General features: G+C 31.7%; 27 protein-coding genes. 3 read left to right on the forward strand and 24 right to left on the reverse strand.

The window, feature by feature from the left end; translation table 11 throughout:
• Nucleotides 1-26 precede the first annotated feature (26 nt).
• Nucleotides 27-269, forward strand: coding sequence for a hypothetical protein (locus FMM58_RS07965; RefSeq protein ID WP_150180562.1), 243 nt, complete (start codon nucleotides 27-29; stop codon nucleotides 267-269).
• Here the strand turns inward: FMM58_RS07965 and zupT are convergent.
• From zupT to FMM58_RS08005, 8 genes are all read right to left on the reverse strand, one after another.
• Nucleotides 258-1127, reverse strand: coding sequence for a zinc transporter ZupT (gene zupT, locus FMM58_RS07970; protein ID WP_150140631.1), 870 nt, complete (start codon nucleotides 1125-1127; stop codon nucleotides 258-260). The genes FMM58_RS07965 and zupT overlap by 12 nt on opposite strands.
• A complete protein-coding gene (locus tag FMM58_RS07975) occupies nucleotides 1128-1652 on the reverse strand; it encodes a MotE family protein (RefSeq protein WP_150140629.1) in 525 nt (174 codons plus the stop codon).
• Nucleotides 1636-2076 carry a flagellar export protein FliJ gene (locus tag FMM58_RS07980; RefSeq protein ID WP_150140627.1) on the reverse strand — a complete coding sequence of 147 codons (441 nt, stop codon included), beginning with the start codon at nucleotides 2074-2076 and terminating at the stop codon, nucleotides 1636-1638. The genes FMM58_RS07975 and FMM58_RS07980 overlap by 17 nt, the downstream gene beginning before the upstream one ends.
• The gene (locus FMM58_RS07985; protein WP_150140626.1) at nucleotides 2073-3323 is read right to left on the reverse strand and encodes an adenylosuccinate synthase; all 1251 of its coding nucleotides are present in this window, start codon (nucleotides 3321-3323) and stop codon (nucleotides 2073-2075) included. Before FMM58_RS07985 ends, FMM58_RS07980 begins: the two co-directional genes overlap by 4 nt.
• A gap of 63 nt (nucleotides 3324-3386) precedes the next feature.
• Nucleotides 3387-3887, reverse strand: a complete 501-nt coding sequence (locus tag FMM58_RS07990; protein ID WP_150140624.1) for a phosphatidylglycerophosphatase A — start codon at nucleotides 3885-3887, stop codon at nucleotides 3387-3389.
• A gap of 8 nt (nucleotides 3888-3895) precedes the next feature.
• Nucleotides 3896-5053 carry a sulfate adenylyltransferase gene (locus FMM58_RS07995; protein WP_150140622.1) on the reverse strand — a complete coding sequence of 386 codons (1158 nt, stop codon included), beginning with the start codon at nucleotides 5051-5053 and terminating at the stop codon, nucleotides 3896-3898.
• Nucleotides 5031-5918 carry a response regulator gene (locus tag FMM58_RS08000; RefSeq protein WP_150140620.1) on the reverse strand — a complete coding sequence of 296 codons (888 nt, stop codon included), beginning with the start codon at nucleotides 5916-5918 and terminating at the stop codon, nucleotides 5031-5033. The genes FMM58_RS07995 and FMM58_RS08000 overlap by 23 nt, the downstream gene beginning before the upstream one ends.
• On the reverse strand, nucleotides 5915-7039 hold the full coding sequence (locus FMM58_RS08005; RefSeq protein WP_150140618.1) for a bifunctional 2-C-methyl-D-erythritol 4-phosphate cytidylyltransferase/2-C-methyl-D-erythritol 2,4-cyclodiphosphate synthase: 1125 nt from the start codon (nucleotides 7037-7039) through the stop codon (nucleotides 5915-5917). Before FMM58_RS08005 ends, FMM58_RS08000 begins: the two co-directional genes overlap by 4 nt.
• A 142-nt stretch (nucleotides 7040-7181) precedes the next feature.
• On the opposite strand from FMM58_RS08005, the gene FMM58_RS08010 reads away from it, so the two are divergent.
• A complete protein-coding gene (locus FMM58_RS08010) occupies nucleotides 7182-8288 on the forward strand; it encodes an Mrp/NBP35 family ATP-binding protein (protein WP_150140616.1) in 1107 nt (368 codons plus the stop codon).
• Nucleotides 8289-8301: 13 nt separating this feature from the next.
• Nucleotides 8302-9465, forward strand: a complete 1164-nt coding sequence (locus FMM58_RS08015) for a tetrahydrodipicolinate N-succinyltransferase N-terminal domain-containing protein (RefSeq protein ID WP_150140615.1) — start codon at nucleotides 8302-8304, stop codon at nucleotides 9463-9465.
• Here the strand turns inward: FMM58_RS08015 and FMM58_RS08810 are convergent.
• From FMM58_RS08810 to rpsT, 16 genes are read right to left on the reverse strand one after another with little or no spacing between them, the layout of a single operon-like run.
• A complete protein-coding gene (locus FMM58_RS08810) occupies nucleotides 9462-10559 on the reverse strand; it encodes an ABC transporter permease (RefSeq protein ID WP_190317974.1) in 1098 nt (365 codons plus the stop codon). The two genes, FMM58_RS08015 and FMM58_RS08810, sit on opposite strands and share 4 nt — an antisense overlap.
• Nucleotides 10560-11654: an ABC transporter permease gene (locus tag FMM58_RS08815; protein ID WP_223810212.1), complete on the reverse strand. Its 1095-nt coding sequence runs from the start codon at nucleotides 11652-11654 to the stop codon at nucleotides 10560-10562.
• Nucleotides 11651-12382, reverse strand: coding sequence for an ABC transporter ATP-binding protein (locus FMM58_RS08025; RefSeq protein ID WP_150140611.1), 732 nt, complete (start codon nucleotides 12380-12382; stop codon nucleotides 11651-11653). The genes FMM58_RS08815 and FMM58_RS08025 overlap by 4 nt, the downstream gene beginning before the upstream one ends.
• Entirely contained in the window at nucleotides 12379-13263 is an 885-nt protein-coding gene (locus FMM58_RS08030) for an ABC transporter ATP-binding protein (RefSeq protein ID WP_150140609.1), read from the reverse strand. Before FMM58_RS08030 ends, FMM58_RS08025 begins: the two co-directional genes overlap by 4 nt.
• Nucleotides 13264-14148: an HlyD family secretion protein gene (locus tag FMM58_RS08035; RefSeq protein ID WP_150140607.1), complete on the reverse strand. Its 885-nt coding sequence runs from the start codon at nucleotides 14146-14148 to the stop codon at nucleotides 13264-13266.
• A gap of 1 nt (nucleotide 14149) precedes the next feature.
• Entirely contained in the window at nucleotides 14150-15457 is a 1308-nt protein-coding gene (locus FMM58_RS08040; protein ID WP_150140605.1) for a TolC family protein, read from the reverse strand.
• Between the two features lie 9 nt (nucleotides 15458-15466).
• Complete coding sequence (locus tag FMM58_RS08045) at nucleotides 15467-16417, reverse strand: transaldolase (protein WP_150140603.1); 951 nt, start codon at nucleotides 16415-16417, stop codon at nucleotides 15467-15469.
• Nucleotides 16414-17040, reverse strand: coding sequence for a phosphoserine phosphatase SerB (serB, locus tag FMM58_RS08050; RefSeq protein ID WP_150140602.1), 627 nt, complete (start codon nucleotides 17038-17040; stop codon nucleotides 16414-16416). The genes FMM58_RS08045 and serB overlap by 4 nt, the downstream gene beginning before the upstream one ends.
• Nucleotides 17040-17558, reverse strand: coding sequence for a chemotaxis protein CheW (locus tag FMM58_RS08055; RefSeq protein ID WP_150140600.1), 519 nt, complete (start codon nucleotides 17556-17558; stop codon nucleotides 17040-17042). The genes serB and FMM58_RS08055 overlap by 1 nt, the downstream gene beginning before the upstream one ends.
• A gap of 4 nt (nucleotides 17559-17562) precedes the next feature.
• Entirely contained in the window at nucleotides 17563-19878 is a 2316-nt protein-coding gene (locus FMM58_RS08060) for a chemotaxis protein CheW (RefSeq protein ID WP_150180563.1), read from the reverse strand.
• A gap of 3 nt (nucleotides 19879-19881) precedes the next feature.
• Nucleotides 19882-20838: a chemotaxis protein gene (locus FMM58_RS08065; RefSeq protein ID WP_150140596.1), complete on the reverse strand. Its 957-nt coding sequence runs from the start codon at nucleotides 20836-20838 to the stop codon at nucleotides 19882-19884.
• The gene (locus FMM58_RS08070; protein ID WP_411675311.1) at nucleotides 20831-21577 is read right to left on the reverse strand and encodes a metallophosphoesterase; all 747 of its coding nucleotides are present in this window, start codon (nucleotides 21575-21577) and stop codon (nucleotides 20831-20833) included. Before FMM58_RS08070 ends, FMM58_RS08065 begins: the two co-directional genes overlap by 8 nt.
• A gap of 1 nt (nucleotide 21578) precedes the next feature.
• Nucleotides 21579-22064 (reverse strand): transcription elongation factor GreA, encoded by a 486-nt coding sequence (greA, locus tag FMM58_RS08075; protein WP_150140594.1) that lies wholly within the window; start codon nucleotides 22062-22064, stop codon nucleotides 21579-21581.
• Nucleotides 22065-22067: 3 nt separating this feature from the next.
• Nucleotides 22068-23186: a lipid-A-disaccharide synthase gene (lpxB, locus tag FMM58_RS08080; RefSeq protein WP_150140592.1), complete on the reverse strand. Its 1119-nt coding sequence runs from the start codon at nucleotides 23184-23186 to the stop codon at nucleotides 22068-22070.
• Nucleotides 23179-24246, reverse strand: coding sequence for a peptide chain release factor 1 (prfA, locus tag FMM58_RS08085; RefSeq protein WP_150140590.1), 1068 nt, complete (start codon nucleotides 24244-24246; stop codon nucleotides 23179-23181). The genes lpxB and prfA overlap by 8 nt, the downstream gene beginning before the upstream one ends.
• 6 nt (nucleotides 24247-24252) lie before the next feature.
• Nucleotides 24253-24516 (reverse strand): 30S ribosomal protein S20, encoded by a 264-nt coding sequence (rpsT, locus tag FMM58_RS08090; RefSeq protein ID WP_150140588.1) that lies wholly within the window; start codon nucleotides 24514-24516, stop codon nucleotides 24253-24255.
• Nucleotides 24517-24537 lie beyond the last annotated feature (21 nt).

Genomic DNA, 24537 nt, shown 5'->3' on the forward strand with positions numbered 1-24537 from the left:
ACAACTCAAAATCCTTAATGGGTTATATGATACTACCCATAGAATTATATTTTATAAACAAATTTCACAAAGAAAATTTAAAAGATTCAAAGCCAAATTTAAAGCCATTAAACCAGTATTGTGATTACAAAGAAGCCTTAAAGATACAAAATTATTTTTCCTATAAACTTGGACTTGCTTGGTGTAAGGCTTATAAAAACTGGTATAAGGGTGGCTTTATTAAATTTTATTTTGAGTATAGAAAGCTTAAAAAGGAATTAGGTCGCTAATAGGACTAAGGATAGGGCCATTATAGCCATGCCCATTAACAAGCCATAAAGGCTATCGTGTGCCCTATCATAAGTCTTTGCTGCTGGTAAAAGTTCATCTAATGATATAAAAACCATAATCCCAGCTACAAAGGCAAAGCAAATAGCCAAAGTTAGTTCGTTTATAAAGGGTAGTAAAATCAAAGCCCCAACAAGAGCACCTAAAGGCTCAGCAAAGCCTGAAAGCACAGAATAAACAAAGGCCTTTTTTTTATCATTTGTAGCATGATAAATAGGCAAAGAAACGGCAAGTCCTTCGGGTATATTATGTATAGCAACGGCTATTGCAATGGCAACGCCAAGGGTTAAATTTTCAAGGCTTGACATAAAGGTAGCAAAGCCTTCTGGAAAATTATGTATAGCAATGGCTAGGGCTGTAAAAATTCCCGTTCTTTTTAGGGTATGGACATTTATTGGCTTGATTCCTGGGTGATATTTAGGCGTTTTTTTAGGATTTTTAGGCAAGGGACAAATTTTAAGTTCGCTAAAATCATCCTTTGGAATGTGAGGGTTAACATCTTCTGGTATTAATTTATCAATAATTAAGGCAAATAAAATTCCACCAAAAAAGCAGAGCAAGGCTAAAAGCTCGCCCCATTGAGAATTAAAATAAGTAGAAAAATCTTTCAACGCACTTGGCAACATCTCCATAAAGGCTATATATATCATAACCCCTGCTGAACAACCAAGCCCAAGAGATAAAATTCTTAAATCATCTTTTTTTGAAAAAAAGGCTAAAATCGCACCTATTGAGGTAGAAAAACCTGCAAAAAGGGTTAAAATCATAGCTATGATGATTTGTTCCAGGCTAAAATTCACTTATTCCCTTGTAGCATTGCTATCTAAATTTTTTAGCAATAAAGTAAGTTCGCTAGCCTTTTGAGGCTCCATTTTTGAAAGTATGCCTGAAACCTTTCTAGTTTCTAGTGAAAGCATTATTTTACTGGCCTCGTCCGTATCCATTGTAGATAATACATTTGCCACGGCACTATCTTTCATTTGTGAGTAAATTTCTTTTATCCTGCCATCTGTTTTTTCATTTATAGAATCTTGAAGTTTTTTGGTTTGAGCTAACAAGGCCTCGTTTTCTTTTTTTAAATTTTCAATCCTTTTTAATGTAGCATTTACCTCGCTTTCTTTTTCAATTAAGGCTTGTAATTTTTGATTATGTAAAATTTCAAAAGAAGCCTTATAAGCTTCTAAGGACTGCCTAGCCTCGTCAAATTCCCTTGTTTGAAGTTCTATTTGTTCTTTTCTTGCCTCAAAATATTTAGCACAATCAACGCCTTCTTGTGCTACACTCAAACAAAGCAAAATAGCACATAAACTAGCTTTCTTTAACATCTTTATCCTTTGTAAAAAAACGTGTTATAGCGATTTCATCTAGAAATTTTTGCTCATCTTTTAACATTTGTTTTTGAATTTTTTTAAGCTCCTCGCCTTCAAGGGCCTTGATTTTTTCATAATCCATATAGGCTTTTTTATATAAAAATTGATAATGTGCCATTTCTTTTTTACTAAGTTCAACCTTTTCTTTTGCCCTATTTAAAGTATCTTGCCCTATGTGAGATAATTCTACACTAGATTTTAATTCACTAATACTTCCTTGAGTTGGCAAGGAATTTGCCATTAAAAATTCAGCATAACAAAGCTCATAAAGCCTTTGGTGTTGTAATTGTCTTTGTTTGGCTACATTTAGATTATTTTCAGCATCATCAAGTTGCTGTTTTCTTACCTTTACAATCACGCTATATTTATTTGTTTTCATAATACTATAGTATCTTCTCTTTCCCAACTTGTGGATATAAATTCTATCTTAACACCGACTAATTCTTGAATTCTTTCTAGATATTTTTTAGCATTTTGAGGCAATAAATCATAATCTCTAATACCAAAAACCTTATCCCAGCCCTCAAATTCTTCATAAACTGGTTCAACATTTTCTAAATCACTGGGCATATAATCAATAATTTGCCCCTTATATTTATAAGCATAACAAAGTTTAACATTTTTAAAACCATCAAGCACATCAAGCTTCATTAAAGATAAGCTATCAAGCCCATTTAACCTAGCAGTGTATTTTACTGCTACTGCATCAAACCACCCACACCTTCTTTTACGACCAGTACTAACCCCTATTTCTTTACCTATTTGTGCGATTTTTTCTCCATCTTCTGTAAGGTCTTCACTAGGAAAAGCCCCATTTCCAACGCGAGTTGTATAAGCCTTTACCACGCCTATTATAGAACCAGCATCCTTAGGATTTAAACCAAGTCCGGTAAGTCCTCCTGCACTAATAGTACTTGAACTAGTTACAAAAGGATAGGTCCCATGGTCAATATCAAGCATAGAACCTTGTGCCCCTTCAAGTAAAATTCGCCTATTCTCATCAATTGCTCTCCACAATAAACGAGTAGTATCTGTTATATAAGGACTTAAAATCAAAGAATAATTTTTTAATTCTTCAAGTAAGCTTTTTTCATCGGGTAATTCAATACCTAAACTATTAAAATAAATTTGATAGGTATTAAAATAATCCATTAATTTTTCACATAATTTTTCAGGATTTAAAAGCTCTCCAACCCTACAACCACTACGATTAATCTTATCAGCATAACTTGGTCCTATGCCTTTTCCAGTGGTACCTATAGCAGTTTTTCCTTTAAGCTTTTCTTGTGCTATGTCTATTAAGGCGTGGTGTTTTAAATTTAAATGTGCCCTATCGCTTATATAAAGTCTTCCTTGTAAATTTTCAAATTGAGCTATTTCTGCAATAAGTGCTTCAGGACTTACAACAACACCATTTCCTATAACATTTATACAACGAGTATGTAAGATTCCACTAGGTATTAAGTGCAAGGCATAGCGAACGCCATTAACCCAAATAGTATGCCCAGCATTGTGCCCACCAGCACTACGACAAACAAAATCATAATTTGCGCATAATTTATCGACGATTTTTCCCTTTCCTTCATCGCCCCATTGAATTCCTACAACAATATCTACCTTAGACATATTCCCTATCCTTTTTTAAACAATGCAAATATTATAACCTAAAATAAGCAAATTTATCCAAATTTAAAAAATATCTTTTAAATTTAAATCCCATAAAAGCAAGTCAAATTTAAGCAAAAATCCATAAATTACAGCCGTTAAAAGCCCGGCAAATAAACCTGCTAACATATCATCTAACATAACGCCAAGCCCACCTTTTACACCTTTGTCAACCCTGCCTATGATTGAGGGCTTAGTAATATCAAAAAGGCGAAAAAATACAAAGGCTAGAATAAAATTTAATATAGAATTACTAGTACTTGCTGCTATGCTACAAGCTAAGAAAACTCCAGCTACCTCATCAATTACTATATGCTTATCATCGTGCTTTTTTGTTTTTTTTTCATAATCATCTATGATTTTAATAGAAACAACAAAGATAAGAATAGAAAGTAAAAATAAGGTTTGAATTCCTAAATATTTTAAAATAAAAAAAGCAGGTATTAATGCTACAATTGTCCCAAAGGTACCCGGGGCAAAATTAATAGCCCCAGAATAAAAAAAGGTTAAAAATAATCTTTGCATAATCTTTCCTAAGCCATATAAGAAGTTTGGTGTAATTCTAAAAGCTTTTCATAAAATTCCTCATCTTTTTTGTATTCTAAAATTCCATTTGTAGAAAATAAACTATTATAAATTGTTTGCATATTTTTAAAACGATGAGAAAAAAGCTTAGCTAAAATTAGGGCTGAAATTTCTTTTCTAACAAAGACAACAGGAGGTATTATACCAGCCCTTAAAAGTTCTTTTAAAGAATGGCTATTATAATGCAAATGGTGATGCGTGCCATGTGGGCAAGAATGGGTACTAACTATCATTTTACATTTATCACAAAAGACAAATTCGGGTAAAATGATAATTTCTATATTATAATCCCTTGAAAATTGGTCTAAAATCGTGCAAGGTTGATTGTGAGAATAATGCATTCCAAGACCACTATGATTTTGCCCAACTACAAGCTTAGTACAACCCAAACCCTTAGCTAAAATGCTCTCAAGCCCCGGATTTAAATGTGCATGAAAGATATCAATATCCTTTAAAGGAAAGATAAAAATTCTATCCATTGGCAGATATTTTTGTGCAAAAATTCTTAAATATTGTTCTTTTAATTCAAAATTAAAGCCATTATCCTCATAAGATTCAATCAAAAAAACAACTACAAAATCAGCCTTATCAATGGTCCACCTAAAAATTCGCTCATGTGCTCTATGCAAGGGGTCAAAACTAGAAACAATAGCAGTAATTCTTCTTGCATTGTGACTTTTTTTAAGCTCAATAAATTCATTTTTAGATTTTTTAATATCTGAATTATAAATTTCAAATTCCCCACTTAAACAAAACTCGCTAATATCATCTAAAATGCAAGTATTAGGATTAAAAATACTAGGTCTATCTTTATCATTTTTAAATTTACTTTCTATATCAATGAACCCTACAATCTCATTATCAAGACATAAATTAAGCCTTTGACCGGACTTTACATTTTTTAAATTTTCATTTTTTATCCTTGGGGCAAAGCTTAGTGGATAAGGAAAACTTTCATTATTAAATTTGCCCGTTTTAAGCACATTTTCGCTTTCTTTTTCATTCATTAAATGCGTACAACTACCAAGCAAACCTTCTTTTATTAAGGAAAGTATGCCAAATTCTCTTTTATCTATATAAATACTATCTTTTTTTGCTAAATCCATATTTTTTCCTTTTTTCCCATAAGGACTTGCGAGAAATGCCTAACTTCTTTGATAAATCAGTATCAGGGAAGACATTTTGATAAGTTAAGATGATATATTTTACATATTCATCAATAGTTAAAATTTCGTTATTATCCATATTTTTTTCATTAGTGCTAAAATTTAAAACATTTATCTGAGAATCTTGTATATTAGAATTTGTATGCAAAATAACATTTTTATCTTTAATAGAACTTAGAAGCTTTTCCTTTTCATTTGCATTTAGTACTTGAAAATTGCTTAAAAATAATAATTTATTAGCTTCTAATTGTTTTAAGGCCTTATAAACTGCATTATTTGTAGAAAGATTTATATAAGAAAAGCTAATATCACACTCATTTATATAATTAAAGACAAAGGTATCAGCTAGAATTTGCTTATCTGCTTTTATAATTAAGGGAAGTTTGATTTTTTTGTAATTAAATTCAGGGATTTGAATCGTTTCTAAGCGAGATTTTATATAGTTTTTATACGCATTATTTAGACTAGAAATTTTTTTAAAATGTTGATAATGCTTGATTTTTCTAACTAATTCTTCTATCATAAAGGGCTTTTGTATGTAATCGCTTGCCCCTATATTTAAAGGATTTGAAACCGTGTCTGTGCTAATGTAAGAAATAAGCAAGATTACTATTGAGTTTTTAAATTTTTCAACCACCTTTAAAAAATTACTAGTGCTTGCAGAAAGCAAGACTATATCATAATATTTATCCGTGTTAAGCTCATTAAATGAACCTACTATATCGCATTCATAACCCACATCAGCAAGTTTCATGCTAATGCTTTGTGCTAAATAAATTTCATTTTCTACAATCAAAACTTTCATATTTTCATCCAATCAAAATATTTTAAATTCACGCTACTAAGCACCCCAATGCCTTCTTTTCTACCTATAAAACCAAGTTTTTCAGTAGTAGTAGCCTTTATATTGATTCTAAAATTTTCAACATTTAATACGCTAGCTATATTACAGGCGATTTTATCCTTAAAATCCTTTAATCTAGGAGTTTGAGCTATAATAGTAATATCAGCATTCACAAGTTCAAAGCCATATTCTTTCACTAAATCATAGGCCTTTTTTAAAAGCTTCATAGAATCAGCATTTTTATAGGCCTTATCAGTATCTGGGAAGTGTTCTCCTATATCGCCAAGACTAGCAGCCCCTAATAAAGAATCGGTTAAAGAATGGGCTAGTACGTCTCCATCACTATGTGCCTTTAAACCCATGCTTTCATGCACCTTAACCCCACCTAAAATCAAGGACCTTTTTTCGCCAAATTCATGCACATCAAAACCATTGCCTGTAAAAATTTCACTACTAGGTGGTGGTAAATCAAGCTTTTTTAAATCCTCATCAAAGGTAATTTTATGCGTTTTTTCCTCGCCCTTTATAAACCAAATTTTACCACCCACACTTGCAATTGCCGTACTATCATCGCTAAATTCGATATTTTGAGCTAGTGCCTTTTTTAATAAGGATACGCGTGAAAGTTGTGGAGTTTGAATGAGTTTAATCTTTTCACGAGCAACTACTTCATCTTCTAAAAGCGTGGTATCAGCAACCTTTAAGGCAGGTGTTATACAATCAGCATTATTTATATTTTCAATCAAATTTTCAAATAATTCCTTGCTTACTAGTACCCTAGCAACATCACTAACCATTACAAATTCACTTGTCACTAAATCAAGGGCATTTTTTAAAGATTGCATTCTAGTATCACCACCCTTAACAAATTCATATTTTTCGTTATGATGTATAAATTTTTGCATATGAGAAGTATTACTAGAAGTAACAATTATCTTTTTAAATGGATAAAAAGAACTCAAATTTTTAGTAGCATATAGCCATAATGGAAGACCGCCTAGCCGAATAAATTGCTTTTTTACACCAAGATTAAAACGCGAAGAATTACCAGCAGCAAGCATTATCAAGCTAATATCTAACATATTTTACCTTCAATTTCTTTTTTATGCAATGTTACCATATTACACGATATATTTAACTTAAATTTAATAAATTTACACTCTTTTATTTTAAATGGATTTAAATTTTTTTGGTTATAATCGCAAAAAATTTCAAGGATAAATTATGGTAGATAAAATCAAACAAAGACTTCAAGGCGTTAAATATCCTGGTTTTGAAAAGGATATTATAAGCTTTGATTTTGTAAAAAATATAGAGGTTAAAGAAAAAATCGCTTTTATAAACTTAGAAATTCCATCCTCAAACCCAAATCTTGCAAAAGAACTTAAAGAAAATATTTTAAGAACCTTAAAGGACCTAGATTTAAAGGATATAAATTTAAACATTAAAACACCTAAAATTCCAGATGAAAAAAGCAATTCAAGGACTAAAAAAAATATAGCCCCACAAATTAAAAATTTCATTATGATTTCAAGTGGAAAGGGTGGAGTTGGAAAAAGTACCACTGCTGTAAATTTGGCTATTTCTATGGCAAAGATTGGTAAAAAAGTTGGACTTTTAGATATGGATATTTATGGACCAAATATCCCTAGAATGCTTGGAGTTAGTAAAGATGACATAGAAGTAGTAGGGGAAAAAATAAAGCCTGTACTTAGCCATGGAATTTATATGATGAGTATGGGCGTTTTTATGGAAGATGGTCAAGGACTTATCTGGCGAGGGGCCATGATAATGAAGGCTGTTGAACAACTTTTAAGCGACGTGCTATGGGATGATTTAGATGTATTATTTTTAGATATGCCACCAGGCACAGGAGATGCACAACTTACGGCAGCACAAAGCATACCTATTACAACAGGAATTTGCGTTAGTACCCCTCAACTTGTTTCAATAGATGATAGCAAACGCTCGCTAGATATGTTTGAAAAATTACATATCCCAGTAGCTGGTATAATAGAAAATATGAGTGGCTTTATCTGCCCTGATAATAATAAAGAATATGAAATTTTTGGAAAAGGGGCAGCTTTGAATTTAGCTAAGGAATATAACTGTGAGTGCTTGGCACAAATTCCTATTGAAATGAATATTAGAGAAGGTGGAGATAATGGTAAGCCTATAAGTTTTTATGAAAGTGAGAGTGTGAGTGCAAAAAGATACTTAGAGGCTGCTGAAAAACTTTGGGAATTTATAGAAAAGGTTAATAAAGAAGGTCTGGCTGATAATTCACAAATTCAGCCTATCACAAATGGCAAGAGTGCCTGTTCGCATTAAAAAGGAGATTAAAATGCAAATACAATCAAAAGAAAATTTTATACTTTTTGTAAAACAAATAGAACAAAAAACAAATTATAAAAAACCTAAAGCCTTTGGTATAGCAAGAGTTGATAGAGGACAAATTAATAAGGATAAAATTTTACAAGCTAATTTTGCCTTGATAAATTACGAACAAAATTATGGCTCAGCTGCAATCTTGCTTGAATCTTTCATGCAAAGAGGAATAAACATAGACTTTAATCTAAGCGAATTTACTCAAAATTTAACAATCCAAGATATAAATTTTGCCCTTGAGTGTTTTGCCCCTTTTATAGAAGAAGAAGGACATAAAAATATAGATTTATTAAAGATTATTAAAGAAAATTTTAAAAATGAAAGCTTTGTCTTTGTGTGTTTATTTGAAAACGAAGCCCCGTTAAGCGTTGAAGCAGTTTATTTAAAGCTTTACTTACTTTCTCATAAAAAAATGCCTTTAAGAAGTGTGAATTTAGACGGGGCATTTGGACTTTTAAGCAATGTTGCGTGGAGTAATGATAAGCCTATAGAACTTGATTATTTAAGAGAAAATGAACTTAGTTTAAAAATGAAAGGTGAGTATCCTAAGATTGATTTTGTAGATAAATTCCCTCGTTTCTTAGCCCATATTATACCTGATGATAATACTAGAATTTTAGATACTGCTAAGGTTAGAATGGGTGCTAGTTTAGCAGCTGGTACTACTATAATGCCGGGTGCTTCTTATATAAATTTCAACGCTGGAACAACCGGTGCTTGCATGGTAGAAGGTAGGATAAGTTCATCAGCCATAGTAGGAGAAGGAAGTGATATAGGAGGAGGGGCATCCATTTTAGGCGTATTAAGTGGGACAAGTGGCAATGCTATAAGCGTGGGTAAGGCTTGTTTACTTGGGGCAAATTCAGTTACTGGAATTCCATTAGGGGATAATTGCATAGTTGATGCAGGAATAGCCGTTTTAGAAGGTACTAAATTCTTATTAAAAGATAAAGAAAAGCTTAAAAAGATAAATACAAATTTTGATTTTAGCAAAGAAATTTATAAGGGTATTGAGTTAAAGGGCTTAAATGGGCTACATTTTCGCCAAGATTCAATAAGTGGGGCTATGATAGTAAGTGCAAATAAAAAGGTTGTTGTTTTAAATAGCACTTTGCATTAATTTCTTTTTTTATACCCTAAAATAGCCCAAAGGCAAAAAATAAAGGCAAAAGCAAGTAAGATAAGTAAATTTGGCCATAAATTACTTATCCCGCTTCCCTTTAAATAAATTAAACGCAAGGCTTCTATAAAATAGCGAAGTGGATTAAGAAAGGTAATATTTTGAGCCCATAGTGGCATTGATTTAATAGATGTCATAAGACCACTAAGCAATATTAAAATAAGTATAAAAAAATAGGTCACAAACATGGCTTGTTGCAAGGTATTTGAGTAATTTGAAATAACCAAGCCAAAGCCTGTTATTACAAGTATATACACAAAAACAAAGAGATAAATTAACAAAAAACTTCCCTTTGGTAACAATCCATAAACTAAAAAGGCTAAAATAAAACAAAGGCTAACTACTAAAAGCCCTATTATCCAATAAGGTATAAGTTTTGATAGTATAAATTGAAATTTAGAAATGGGTGTTACATTGATTTGTTCTATATTGCCCTTTTCTTTTTCTAGTACTATATTAAAGGCTGGTAAAAAGCCACAAATTAGCGTTAAAACCATTACCATTAGGGCTGGAATCATGTATTGTTTATAATCTAAATTTGCATTAAATCGATAAGTGCTTAAAATTTGAGTATTATTGATTGTTACTTTTTGCCCCTGCGATGCCTTTTCATTGCTAAATTTTAAAATAATATTATTTAAATACCCATTACCTAAAGAACCCTTAGTGCTGTTTATAGCATTTGCATAAAGAGCTAAATTTGCATTTTTTGCCTTTAAAAAGTCCTTTTCAAAATTTAAGGGAAATTCTAATATAATATCGCATTTATTTTCGTATATGCACCTATTTGCCTCTTCTTTATCTTGTAAATGTTTGCTTAAAATAAAATAATCACTTGCTTTAATCTTTGTTATTAAATCCTTTGAAAGCATTGATTTGTCATTATCTAAAACGCCTATATAGATATTTTTTACCTCCAAGGTAGCTGCCCAAGGCATAACTAAGATTATCATTAAAGGGAAGACAAAAATCATTTTTGGAAAAAATTTATTTCTAAAAAATTGCTTAAATTCCTTTTCAATCAAAAAAAGCATTTATTTTTCCAATCTTATATTAAAATTTTTAATGCTTATGAAAAGCACTAAAATTAACATAAAGCTTAAAACTAAAAACTCATTTAAGACAAATTCAAATCCAAGCCCTTCAAGCATAATTTTTTTAATCCCTGCTACAAACCACCTAGGAGGTACTACATAAGAGATATATTGCAAGATTAAGGGCATACTTTCAACAGGAAAAATCATGCCAGAAAGAAGTACCACGGGCAACATAAACATTAAAGCACAAACAAGCATAGCTACAACTTGAGTTTTAGCAAGGGTAGAAACCAATAAACCTATGCTTAAAGCAAGGCTTATAAAAAGCATACAATAAAAAATTACAAAAAATATATTCCCGCTAATTTTTACCTCTAAAACAAAGATAGTTATTAATAAAACAATGCCTAAACTAATGCAAGATATAACAAAATAAGGCAAAATTTTAGCCATTATCATAATAATAGGCTTTACAGGAGAAACAAGCAAAATTTCCATGCTGCCTTGTTCTTTTTCACGCACTATTGATATAGAAGTCATCATAGCACAAATTAACATTAACACAAGCCCTAATAAACCAGGGACAAAATTATAAGCACTTTTTAAACTTGGGTTAAAAAGCATAGTAGAATGGATATTTATAACACTATCATTATTAATTTTTAACTCACTCAAAATAGCATTTTGCAAAACACTACTTGCATATAAATTTACTATACTTGCATAATTTGGGTCACTTGCATCAAGCAAAAATTGTATATTTGCCCCCTTTGAAAAATCATTTTCAAAGATAAGGGCTAAGTCTATATTATTATCATTAAAAACCCTTTGAATTTCATCTTTATTAAAAAGTTCTTTTTTAAAATCAAAATAAATATTTTTAGAAAAATGTTCTAAAATTTTTTGAGTAAAGATATTTTTATCAGGGTTAAATACAGCATAATTTATATTATTAACCTCAGCACTTAAAGCAAAGCCAAAGATTAAAATTTGCACAATAGGCATTAAAAATACTATCATCATGGTCCTAGTATCTCTAAAAATATGAAAAAATTCCTTTTTTACAAAGGCCTTAAATGCTTGTATATTCATCTTTTTTTAGTAGCCACTATGTAAAAAACCTCATCCATGCTTAATACATTAAATTTAGTTTTTAATTCTTGTGGAGTGCCCAAAACTACAATCTTGCCATCAACCATTATACTCACCCTATCGCAATACTCAGCCTCGTCCATATAATGAGTAGTTATAAAAACGCTAGTTCCCATTTGAGCACTTTCATGGATTAACTCCCAAAACTGCCTTCTTGTAATGGGGTCAACCCCACCAGTTGGTTCGTCCAAAAAAATCACCTTTGGAGAATGAAAATTTGCTATACAAAAGGCAAGTTTTTGTCTCCAACCAAGAGGTAAGCTTGAAACTAAGGCATCTTGCTTATCTTCAAAGTTTAAACGTTTTAATAAAAGTTCAGTTCTTAACTTAATCTCCTTTTTACTAAGCCCATAAATTCTACCAAATAAATATATATTTTCCCATACCTTTAAATCCTCATAAAGTGAGAATTTTTGACTCATGTATCCTATATTTTGCTTGATTTTTTCATTTTCCTTTCTTATGTCAAAACCAGCCACCATTCCCTCGCCCTTACTTGGATAAGAAAGGCCACATAAAATTTTAATAGCCGTTGTTTTACCTGCCCCATTAGCCCCTAAAAAACCAAAAATTTCACCCTTTTTTACATTAAAGCTAATATCGTTTACAGCATAAAAATTTCCAAAAATTTTATATAAATTTTTAATCTCTATGATATTTTCACTCATCTTAAAAATTCCATAAAACAATCTTCAACATTTGCATTTATAGGCTCTAAAAGGGCACCTTTATATTTTTTTAAAAACTCATTAATATTAAAATTTTCATCCTTAAAACTTATGTGAAAACTATTTGCAAATAAATAACAACTTTGCACATAAGGCAAAACTCTTAACTCACTTAAAGTATTAACAGGCACATTTGAAAGCTTAAAAAGTTTTCTTGGATATTGTTTGCAAAGTTTGCTAGGGGAATTTGTACTTAAAACTTGGCCTTCATGCATTAAGGCTATTTCATCACATATACTGGCTTCATCCATGTAAGGTGTGCAAACTATTATACTCATATGCTTTTTAAGTTCTTGTAAAATTTCCCAAAATTCCTTTCTACTAACTGCATCAACGCCTGTGGTTGGTTCGTCTAAAAATAAAATTTTAGGCTTATGAATGAGGGTACAACATAGGGCTAATTTTTGTTTCATTCCTCCAGAAAGTGCTTTGGCGCGACGATTTTTAAAGGGTCTTAATTGTTCATAAATTACTTTAATAAGATTATAATTTTCCTTTATATCAATGCCATAAACCCCTGCGAAAAAATTTAAATTTTCTTCAACGCTTAAATCCATATACAAGCTAAAATTTCCTGGCATATAACCTACAATTTGTCGAATTTGCATAAAATCTTTTTTACTATCTAAGCCATTTACAAAGCATTTTCCACTGTCACTTAATAAAAGTGTAGTAGATATACGAAAGAGCGTACTCTTACCTGCCCCATCAGGTCCTATAATGCCAAAAATAGAATTTAAAGGGACATTTAAACTAACATTGTCAAGGGCCTTAATCTTGCCAAAATTTTTACTTATATTTTCTACTTTTAAGCTAAACATTTATTTAAGCTTTATCTCACCATAAGAACCGATTTTTAAAAAGCCATCATTTTGCACATCAACCTTTATAGCATAAACTAAATTCTTTCTCTCATCCTTACTCATAATAGTCTTTGGCGTAAACTCAGCCTTAGATGATATCCAAGTAATAACGCCCTTATATTCTTTATACTCATTGCCATAATCACTAAATACCCTAATCTCATCACCCAGCTTAATTCTCGTTAAATCAGTATCAATCAAATAAGCCTTTAAACGTATAATTTTAATATCTGCTATCTTAAAAATAGCCCTTTGTGCGTTACTAAGCTCGCCTTCATAAGCGTATTTTTCAAGTACAACCCCATCAATTGGTGCTTTTATCAAACTTTTTTCAATCCTATCTTGCAAAATTTCAATTTGAGTTTTACTTTCTTCAATTTGTGCCATTAAGCTATTATTAAAAAGAGTCATACTAGAAAGTTTAGCATCTAAGTCCTTGCTTAAAATTTCAAACTCACTAGTCGCATCATCAAGGGATTTTTGAGTGCTAGAATTTGCACTTACAAGCCTACTTTGCCTTAATTTTTCGCGATTAGCCTTTTTGATTTGTTCTCTTAAGGGGGCTAGTTCTTTGTCAATATTGTATTTTTTATTTTCTAAAACTACAATTTCACTTTCTAAACGTTTTATTTCAAGCCTTAACTGCGTATTGTCAATATTTCCTACCAACTCGCCCTTTTTTAACTCATCGCCTTCTTTAAAGTTTAACTTTTCTATTATCCCACTAATCTCAGAACTTACCAAAATCTCATCGCTTTCAAAGATACCCATTGCATCAAAATCTGTATCTAAACTACAAGACATAAAAAATAAAGCTATTAAAGAAAACAAAAAATTTTTCATTTTAATTCCTTAAATTCCACTCATTTACAAGCTGTTTTATTTGATAAATAATAGATAAAAATTGAATTTGCCTATAACTTCTTTGAAGTTTAGCAATATAAAATTGATTAACATCGCTTAAAAAATCATTAATGCTTAAAACTCCATTTAAAAATTTTGCCTTAGAATTTAATACGATTTTTTCTTGCAAAGCTATTATTTCATCATCTTGGCTAAGTTGAAAAATAAGGCTTTTGGCTGTTTTGATATTTGAATTTAAGGAAATTTTAGCATTTAAATAAAATTCATCTTCTAGTGAGCCTATTTGAAGTTGTTCTTTGCGAATTAACTCATCTTGTTGATATTTTGAGTAAAGATTGCTAAAATCCCAAGTAAATCTAAGTCCTACTATATAAAAACTATCGGTCCCATTTTTTAGCATATTAAGACCAGGATTTCCATACCCTCCTTGTACAAAGGCATCAACATAGGGCAAACTTTTAGAAAGTTCAAGTTTTTTTTGAGTTTGTGCTTCTTCTTTTCTTAGATAAAAATAATCAAGCTCAGGTCTTTTGCTAAAAATATTACCCCTTGAATTTTCAAAATCAAACTCAAATTTAAAAAGTTCTTCCTTACAATTTTCAAAACTAGGTATTTCTAAATTAAAATCTTTTAAGCCTATAAGACGGCTTAGGGTATCATTTGCGATATCTTTTTGACTTTGCAAATTCTGCTTATCTTGCTTTGCGTTTAAAAGTTCTATTGAAATTTTATCCACATTATCCTTTAAAGCAACGCCATTTTTATACCTTGAAAGCATATTTTCATAATCTTTTTGCAAATCATTAATATAAATTTCATTTTGTTTTAATTGTTCATCAAACAATAAAGAACTAAAAAAGGCATTTATAACACTTTCTTGCACCTTATAAAGCTCATTTTGCACACTTGCCTTTGAAACAGCATTTGATGCCCTTTGCAATGCCTTATTTGCCCATGCACTTCCTGAGTCAATTATAGGCAAGGAAAGTTCAGCTGCAACTTGATATTGAGTTTTATCAATTGGTTCATATAGTGGGCTACTAACCCCTAAAAATCTAGCATCAGTTACTTCATTTTGATGAGTAAATTTGCCTGTAAATTTAAGGCGAGGCACGAAGGTAAGATTGATTTTATCAAGGCTAAGATTAAGGGCTTGTTCAAGCAGTGCAGTATTTTTATGTAAAGGATAATATACCCTTGCTTTTTGAATGCAAGTTTCAAGGCTTAAATTTTCAAACTCACTAGCAAAAAAAGGCACACATAAACAAAGTAAAAATAATCTTATCATAAAAAAAAATTACCAAAGTGCTTTTAAAATATCCTCAAAGGCCAAGCAAAATTGATTTAAGCCATCATCAAGTAAAAATTTATCTACTTCTTCTTTTTTGTCAGGGCTAATTAATAAATTTAATTCCTTGTAAAGTTCATCATTATACAAAGGCTTTTTAAAATTAAATTCACCCTTAAAGGCATGAATGCTTTCAAGTGGGGCAGTATTTATAGCATTATCAAAAAGCAATTCTTTAATATAATAATCCTTAGCTAAATCATCACCCTTAACACCTGTACTAGCAAAAAGTGCCCTAATATTTGATTCTTTATTTCTTTCAATTAAATTATAAGCTAAATTCGCGTTTAAAATGCCTATTTTATCATTTTTTAAAAGTCTATCAAAGCGACTTACAAAAATACTTATAACTCCTTGTGGGGCTCTTAATCTTGGATTTTGTTTGCGAAATTCTTTTAAGCCTAAATTTAGCGCGTCAAAGCATTCTTGGCATTGTTTTGTTGAAAATATCAAGGTAGCATTGACATTAATGCCTATTTTCATAAGTTCATACATAACCTCGTAGCTATTTTTAGTAGCTGGAATTTTCATCATTACATTATCTTTTGCAATCACGCTATATAAACGTTTTGCCTCGGCTAAACTCAAACTTGTATTATCATGCAATCTTGGGTCAATCTCCAAACTTATAAAGCCATCATCATTTTGAAAAAATTTATAAGCTAGTTTATCGGCCGCCTTTTTAATATCAGCAATGGCAAGTTCTTCATAAAGTTCCTTTGCCTTTTTTACCTTTGATTTTGCTATTTTATCCTTATAAATGCTCGAATTTAAAATGGCTTGTTTAAAAATAGCAGGATTTGAAGTAGCCCCATTAATCCCCCTATTTAACAAGTTTAAAAATTCATTATCTAAAAAACTATGTTCTATAAAATCACACCACAAAGAAAATTTACTCATTTTATAAGCCTTATTAATTCTTTTAAATCTTTATTGTCTACGCAAATATCAGCCTTTTCTTTAAGTATGGCCTTTGCACAAAAGGCTATTTTTAAACCACACTCTTCAAACATTGCTAAATCATTTGCCCCATCGCCCACACAAGCTACCTCGCTAGAATTTAATTTTAAAAAATTTTTCATAGCCCTAATCATTAAACCCTTTGAATTTGAAAACATCATCTCACCACCAACAAGACCTGTTAAAAAGCCATCTTTATGGTGTAAATAATTTGCAAAGCCAAGATTAAAATTTAATTTTTTCATAGCAGGGTCAATTCCTTCGTGAAAGCCACCACTTAAAACTAAGCTTAAAATATTTTTAGAAGTTAAATACGCAAGAAGTTCATTTGCCCCATTCATTAAAGGCAAATTCTGCCCAAGTTCAAGCACCTTTTCATAAGGCATTCCCTTTAATAAAGAAACCCTCTTTGTAAGACTTTCAAAAAAGTCAAATTCACCATTCATTGCCTTATGAGTGATAAGTTTTACCTCATCACCCACTCCATAGGCACCGGCGAAAATATCTATAGTTTCGCCATCCATTAAGGTAGAGTCAAAATCAAAAACACAAAGCTTTATCATTAAAACTCACGCTTTAATAAAGCTTCTACCTTTAAAATTGTAAGTATGCTATCATCTCTTTTACCGATACCATATATCATACCCTTATCCCTAAGTAAAGTTTCAGGTGGCGGGTCAATCCTGCTTTTATGAATTTTAATAGCCTCTGTTAGTCTATCTATAACAAAACCAGCACTTCCTCTAATGCCTATTGAGGTAGTATCACCTCTAAGCACTATATAACGAGTTTGTGAAGTAATCTTAGAAGTACCAAGATTAAAACGTTGTGCTAAGTCAACCAAAGGCATTACATTACCACGCATATTAAAAACGCCCAAAACATAGCTAGGGACCCCGGGAACCCTAGTATATTCAATAGGCTTAATAATCTCTTGTATATTTAAGATAGGAATAGCATATTCTTCATCACCAACAATAAAGCCTACAAGTTGGACAATATCATCATCTCCTTGCTCTGTAGGACCTACAATTTGAGACTTTTGCTTTTGCAAAATTTGTTCTAATTTTTCATTTGCCATTGTCTTATCCTAATTTCAAATTTTTTCTAACCACATTTTCCAAATATTCAGGAGAATAAGGTTTAGTAATATATTCTGTCATACCAACTTCAACACCTCTTAATCTATCAGTTTTACTTGTCCTTGAAGTAACTGCAATCAATGGTAAGTAGCGATATTTAGAATATTTTCTAATCTCACCAGCCAAGGTATAACCATCCATCTTAGGCATTTCAATATCAATTAACACAGCATCAATATCATGTTCACCTGATTTAATAACATTTAAGGCCTCAACGCCGTTAGTTGCTTCAATCAAACTAATGCCAACTGGTTCTAAAGCCTTTTGCATTAAAGTTCTATCCATCTTAGAATCGTCAACTACTAACACCTTGTAATCTGCTGGTTTTTCTTTTGGCTTCTTAGCATTTGATTCAATTTGTGCCTTAATATCTACCTTAATTTCTTTGGCCATATCCATCATGGCAGCTATATCTACGATTAAGGTAATTCTACCATCACCTCTCATTGTAGCCCCTGCAATACCTCTAATATTTTGCAAGTAATCGCCCATTGACTTAATAACGATTTCTTCTTGACCCACCAAGGTATCAACGATAATTCCAAGCTTATTTTCAGCAATAGCTACAACTACAACATAAGTTTTATCTTCGCTTTCAAGCACTTGTTTAACGCCAAATACATCAGAAAGTCTAACAAGAGAAAGCACCTCGTCTCTTAGACGCAATACATTCTTACCCTCAATAGTATAAATATCATCAACAGGCACACGCACGGTTTCTACAACACTGCTTAATGGAATAGCATAATATTCTTCTTGAGTTCCAACAAGCAAGGATTGAATAATAGCTAAGGTAAGTGGAATTCTAAGTTTAAATATACTTCCCTTTCCAACCTCACTATCAATCTCAATGGCTCCATTAAGCTTTTCAATATTTGTTTTTACAACATCCATTCCAACACCACGTCCAGAAACATTTGTCACCTTAACAGCTGTTGAAAAACCAGGCTTAAATACTAAAGCAAAGGCTTCTTTATCATTCATCTGATCAGCTTCTTTTTTGGTAATCAAATTCTTTTCCATAGCCTTCATTTTAAGAGCTGTTGCATCAAGTCCCTTACCATCATCAGTAATTTCTATAATGATATGATTACCTTCATTATATGCCTTAAGTTTAACAACGCCTCTTTCAGGTTTGCCATTTGCTAAACGAGTAGCAGGTTCTTCAACCCCATGGTCGCAAGAATTTCTAATCATGTGCATAATAGGGTCGCCTATTTCTTCGATAATTGACTTATCAAGCTCAGTTTCTTCACCTGAAATTTCAAGTTCTATTTGCTTTCCAAGCTCACGGCTTAAATCGCGTACAACACGAGGGAATTTATTAAATACCTTAGCAACAGGCTGCATTCTTGTTTTCATAACAGCAAGTTGTACATCAGTAGTAATAGTACTTAAACTTGCTACTACTTGATTTAATTCTTCAAGGAATTTCTCACCCTCATATCTTTCTTCAGTATCATCATAAATTTTTATCAAGCGATTCTTGCCTAAAACAAGCTCTCCAACCAAATTCATTAAATGGTCAAGCCTTTTTACTTCAACGCGTATGGTTTGATCCATCGAACCAGAACCCCCACCTGAAGCAGGTACCTTTTTATCATCAGCCCCACTTGCCTTTACTTGTGGTGTAGATTTAGGAGTAGCTGGCTTAGACGTAGCCTCGCTTTTTTTCCTTTCACGTCTTGCTTGGTCTTCTGCCTTTCTAACCTTTAAAAGTCTTTCAATCTCTGCTTCAACTTCTGAATCACTTAACTGATTAACATCAACTTCTTCTTCATTGCTTGTAGCAGGACTTTCTTCTTTTTTAACTTCTTCTTTAGGAGCTTCTGATGCAGGTGCAACTTCTTCTTTACCAGGAATTTCTTCCCCTTCTGAAATAGCAGTAAGTCTAGTACAAATTGGTTCTATATCCATTCCAATAGCTGTATCACTACCATTATCGCGTATAGAATTTAATAAGGTTTTCATCTTATCAACTGATTCTAAAACCACATCCATAATATCAGGTGTTATTTTTAAATCCCCATGTCTTGCTTTATTTAAAACATCTTCCATATGGTGAGTTAATTTAGTTAAAACATCAAAATTTAAAAAGCTTGATGAACCCTTAACTGTATGTGCAACACGGAAAATTCTATTTAATAACTCTAAATCCTCCGGACTATTTTCCAAATCCACTAAATCATGGTCGATTTGCTCAACTAGTTCAAAAGCCTCGACCAAAAAGTCTTCTAGTATTTCTTGCATATCTTCCATTTTTTACCCCTGTGTTTGAGTTTGGCTTTTTTTCAAGATGCGAGAAATTTCATTGAAAAAGCTACTTGCATTAAATTTAACCAAATAACCTTCTCCTCCTGCTTCTTGAACGCCTTTCTCATTCATAAATTCATTTGATAAAGAAGAATTAAAGACTATAGGAATATTCTTAAATCTTGCATCTTCTTTAATCCTTGCTGCAAAGTGAAAGCCGTCCATTTGTGGCATTTCAACATCACTTATAATTATCCTTAAATTATCAGTTAAAGAATCGCCATAAATTTGACTTAATTCTTCTAATTTATTAATCCCTTCTACGCCATCCTTTGCCTCGATAACTTGAAGACCCATTTTTTGCATCATATCCCTTACACGTTTTCTAGCTGTTAAGCTATCATCAAGGATAAGGGTAAGTCCACTAAATTTTTCTATCTTATCGTATTCTACTTCGGTTTTAGGCGTATAAATTCCTAAATCCTCAACCACACTTTCAAGGTCTAAAATAAGTAAAACCTCATCATCTTCAATGCGAGTAACACCTGTTATTTTACCCTTATCAAGTGCACCTGAACCTGTAGAAAAACTTGCTGGTTCTATATCTTTCCAGTTAATTCTACGAATTCTTTTAGCTTCATGCACTATAAAGCCTATTAGTATATTGCTAAATTCAGTAATAATTACCCTAGGTTTTAAGGTAGCACTTTCTGGCTCAGTGATTTGCATCCATTTAGCAAGATTAACAACAGGAATCACCACGCCACGAAGGTCAAAAATCCCTTCTATATAGTCTGGAACGCCCGGAAGTTCTGTCAAGGTTGGAATTTTAATGATTTCTCTTACTTTAGAAACATTGATCCCATAAATTCCTTCATACACCTTGTCAGCACTTTGCTTAAAGATACGAAAATCGACAAGCTCCATTTCATTCGAACCCGTTTTCACGATTTGCTCATCAAACATTTGACACCTTCTGTTCTTGAAATTTAATTTCTTGGTTATATTCTACTACAAAAAAACTTCTCTTATGTGCAAAAGTAGAAAGATTAAAATATTTATATTCTTTTTCCTTTAAAATAAAATTTTGATGATAATGCCCTTCTACTACCCAAATGCCTGAAACTCCATATTTTAAATATCTTTTTTGTGCTAAATTTTTAAAATTTTCTATCTTATAAAAAAGGTTTTTTTCCCTTTGTTTTATTAGAATTTTATCAAAAAATATGTGTTTGCTAAATTCGTTAAATATGTTTAAAAAGCTTAGTAAAGTATGATTTCTTAACTGTTTTAAGATAAATTGTACAAATGGATTTAAAAAAATGTCCCCGTGTGCTAGAAAAATTTCTTCTTTTTTAACTTTACTTATATGCAAAATAGCCTTGATAGGTTGGTCCTTTATGCTAAAAATTTTAACCCTTTTAAATAAGGAAGAAAGATTAAAATCATGATTGCCCTCTATGTAAACAATCTCCATTTTGTCGCAAAGTTCTTCAAGTAGATTAATATAAGGCTTTGCAAATTCCCAAGATGCCTTTATTTCGCCAACTAAGACATCAAAGATATCGCCCATTAATATAAGTTGAGTGGTATGTAATTTATCAGTTTTTAAGGCTTGTAAAAATTCCCAAAATCCCTTTCTTTGTGTATTTTCATGTGCATCAGCTACTAAAAAAGCACCCTTTTTTAAGACAATTTCTTGCAAATTAAAACTTTAAAGGCTCATAACTTATAGAAACTATCTCAAATTCACTCTCACCCTTAGGTAAAACAACCTTAAATTCATCGCCTTCTTCCTTACCAAGCATAGCCCTAGCAATAGGAGAAGCAATGGAAATATAGCCTTTTTCTAAATTTCCTTCGCAAATTCCAACTAGGGTATATTTGCTTTCTTTTTCTGTATTTAAGTCCATTATAACAACAGTTGAACCAAATTTTACCTTATCATGTTCATAACTTCCAGGGTCAATTACTTGAGCGGTTGATAAAATATGAGAAAGTTCTTTGATTCTACCTTCAATCAAGCCTTGTTTTTCTCTTGCTGCGTGGTATTCAGCATTTTCTTTTAAATCACCATGACTTCTTGCGGTATCAATTTCCTTAACCACTTGTGGACGTTGATTTGTCTTTAAATCTTCTAGCTCACTTACTACTTTATCGTAACCAAATTGACTCATAGGTTCTTTTTTCATTATCTATCCTTTAACTCCATTAAGCATTTTTGCCAAATTTGACGCACTACCAAATTTTAAATACTCTTTTAAAAATGAAACTTTATCAAAAAAATCTTTATAATCATATTTAAGATAGGCTGAATATAAATTTTTTACATTTACACTTTCTTGTATAAATTCAGGGTGCACCACGCCCTTATTTGCAAAGGTACAAAATATATTTGCCAAGCCTATATAATTAAGCTTTACAAAGCATCTTGCTAAAAAAATATCCAAGACCTTTGCCTTGTAAGCTAATACAAAAGGCGTTTGTATTAAAGCTGCCTCAAGGGTAGCCGTGCCACTGCAAATAAAGGCAAAATCGGCTTTTTTTAGCACTTGTGGGGTATTGTAAACTACATTAAAACCACTAATATCTCCATAAATTTCAAGCTTATTTAGCTTAAATTCTGGTACGCAAAGAAGTTTTGTTCCTTTGAAATTTCTAGCTAAATCCTTAAAAATAGGCATTAAACGTTTAATTTCTGAATTTCTAGACCCTGGCAAAAAGGCTATAATCTTTTCATCATCCTTTTTTGCAAGTAAATTTTCTTTATCCTTGTCGCTTTTAATGTCTTTTATCTCATCTAAAAGAGGGTGACCCACATAGGTACTTTTTGAAAAAAATTGATTATCAAAGGGTAGTATTGAGGCTAGCTTATCAAAATGAGACTCTATAATAGGAATTCTTCCCTTTTTCCAAGCCCAAACCTGAGGCAATATATAATAAATTCGCTTTGTCTTTGAATTTGCTTTTTTTAAAGCCTTTGCAAGTGGTATATTAAAGGCTGGTGAGTCAATAAACAAAACACAATTTAAGCTAAGATTTTTTTCATATTCTAAGATAAAACTTACAAGTTTTTTAATAGCCATTTTTGCCTTAAAAATTAAGGGTAAAATTTCAACAAAACCCATAGCACTAAATTCATGCGAACTATAAAAAGGCTTGTTTTCTAGCTTAAATTCATCACATAATTTTTCATCAAAAATTCCATATAATTCAAATTCCCCATAGCTGTTTTTATACGCGTTTAAAAGTTCTTTTAAATGTAAATTTGCAGATGCTTCTAAAGCACAAACAAGGAATTTTTTTTTAGACATTTTGTTCTTGTAAGGCAAGGGCTTGAAAATGAGCGATTAAGGGCTCTATTATCTCATCAAAGTTGCCATTTTCCATAATAGTATCTAAACGATAAAGGGTTAAATTTATGCGATGGTCACTGATTCTATTTTGTGGAAAATTATAGGTGCGAATTCGCTCACTTCTATCCCCACTTCCAACTTGCGATTTCCTAGCGTCTCGTTCTTGTGCAAGTTTTTCGCTATTTTGCAATTCATAAAGCCTAGCTTTTAAAACCTTCATAGCATTTTCTTTATTTTTGTGTTGAGATTTGCCATCTTGATTAACCACTACTAAACCACTTGGAATATGAGTAATTCTCACAGCAGAATCAGTAGTATTAACACTTTGCCCCCCATGACCAGAAGAACGCATAACATCAATTTGTAAGTCATTTGGGTTAATCTCAATCTCTATATCATCAACCTCTGGCATAATAGCAACCGTGATTGCAGAGGTATGAACCCTGCCCTGTGATTCAGTTTGAGGGACCCTTTGTACCCTATGAGTCCCTCCTTCAAATTTAAACCTAGAATAAGCCCCAACGCCCTTTACTAGTAAAATAATTTCTTTAAAACCACCAGCACTTCCCTCGCTTTGAGAAATAATTTCAAGCTTATAGCCACGAAGTTCAGCATATCTTGCATAGGCCTTAAATAAATCCCCCACAAACAAAGAGGCCTCGTCCCCACCAGTACCAGCCCTAAGTTCTAAAAAAATATTCCTATCATCATTTTCATCCTTTGGAAGTAGCAAAATTTTAAGCTCATATTCAAGCGTATTTTTAAGTTCGTCCAAGCTTTTTAATTCGTCCTTTGCTATATCGCTAAATTCAGCATCTTCTAGCAATACCTTATTTTCTTCTATATCTTGTAAGGTTTTAAGATAGAGTTTTGCCTTTATAGCTATGGGTTCTAAATTTTTTTGTTCTTTAGAAAGAGTAGTCATTTTACTAATATCGCTAAGGATATTTGAGTCGCTAAGAAGAACGCCAAGTTCTTCATAACGTTGTAAAAAAGGTTTGAGTTTATTTGCTAGCATTAAGGATTATGAAAGTTTATTAACTAAAAGGGCTAAACGACTTACCCTACGAGATGCAGTTTCTTTTTTTAAAAATCCACGACTTACCATAGCGTGAATGCTTTTATTAGCTACTTTTAGAGCTTGTGTGGCCGCTTCTTTGTCGTTATTATTAGTAGCTTCTCTAACAGCCTTTGTAATATTTTTTAACCTAGTACGATAAAATCTATTTCTCTCAGTTTTTTTAATCGTTTGTCTTGCTCTTTTTTCAGCAGATTTATGATTTGCCATTAAAAAATTCCTTAAAAATAA

It is taken from the genome of Campylobacter sp. LR291e (genome assembly GCF_008633915.1).
Taxonomy (GTDB): Bacteria; Campylobacterota; Campylobacteria; order Campylobacterales; family Campylobacteraceae; genus Campylobacter_D.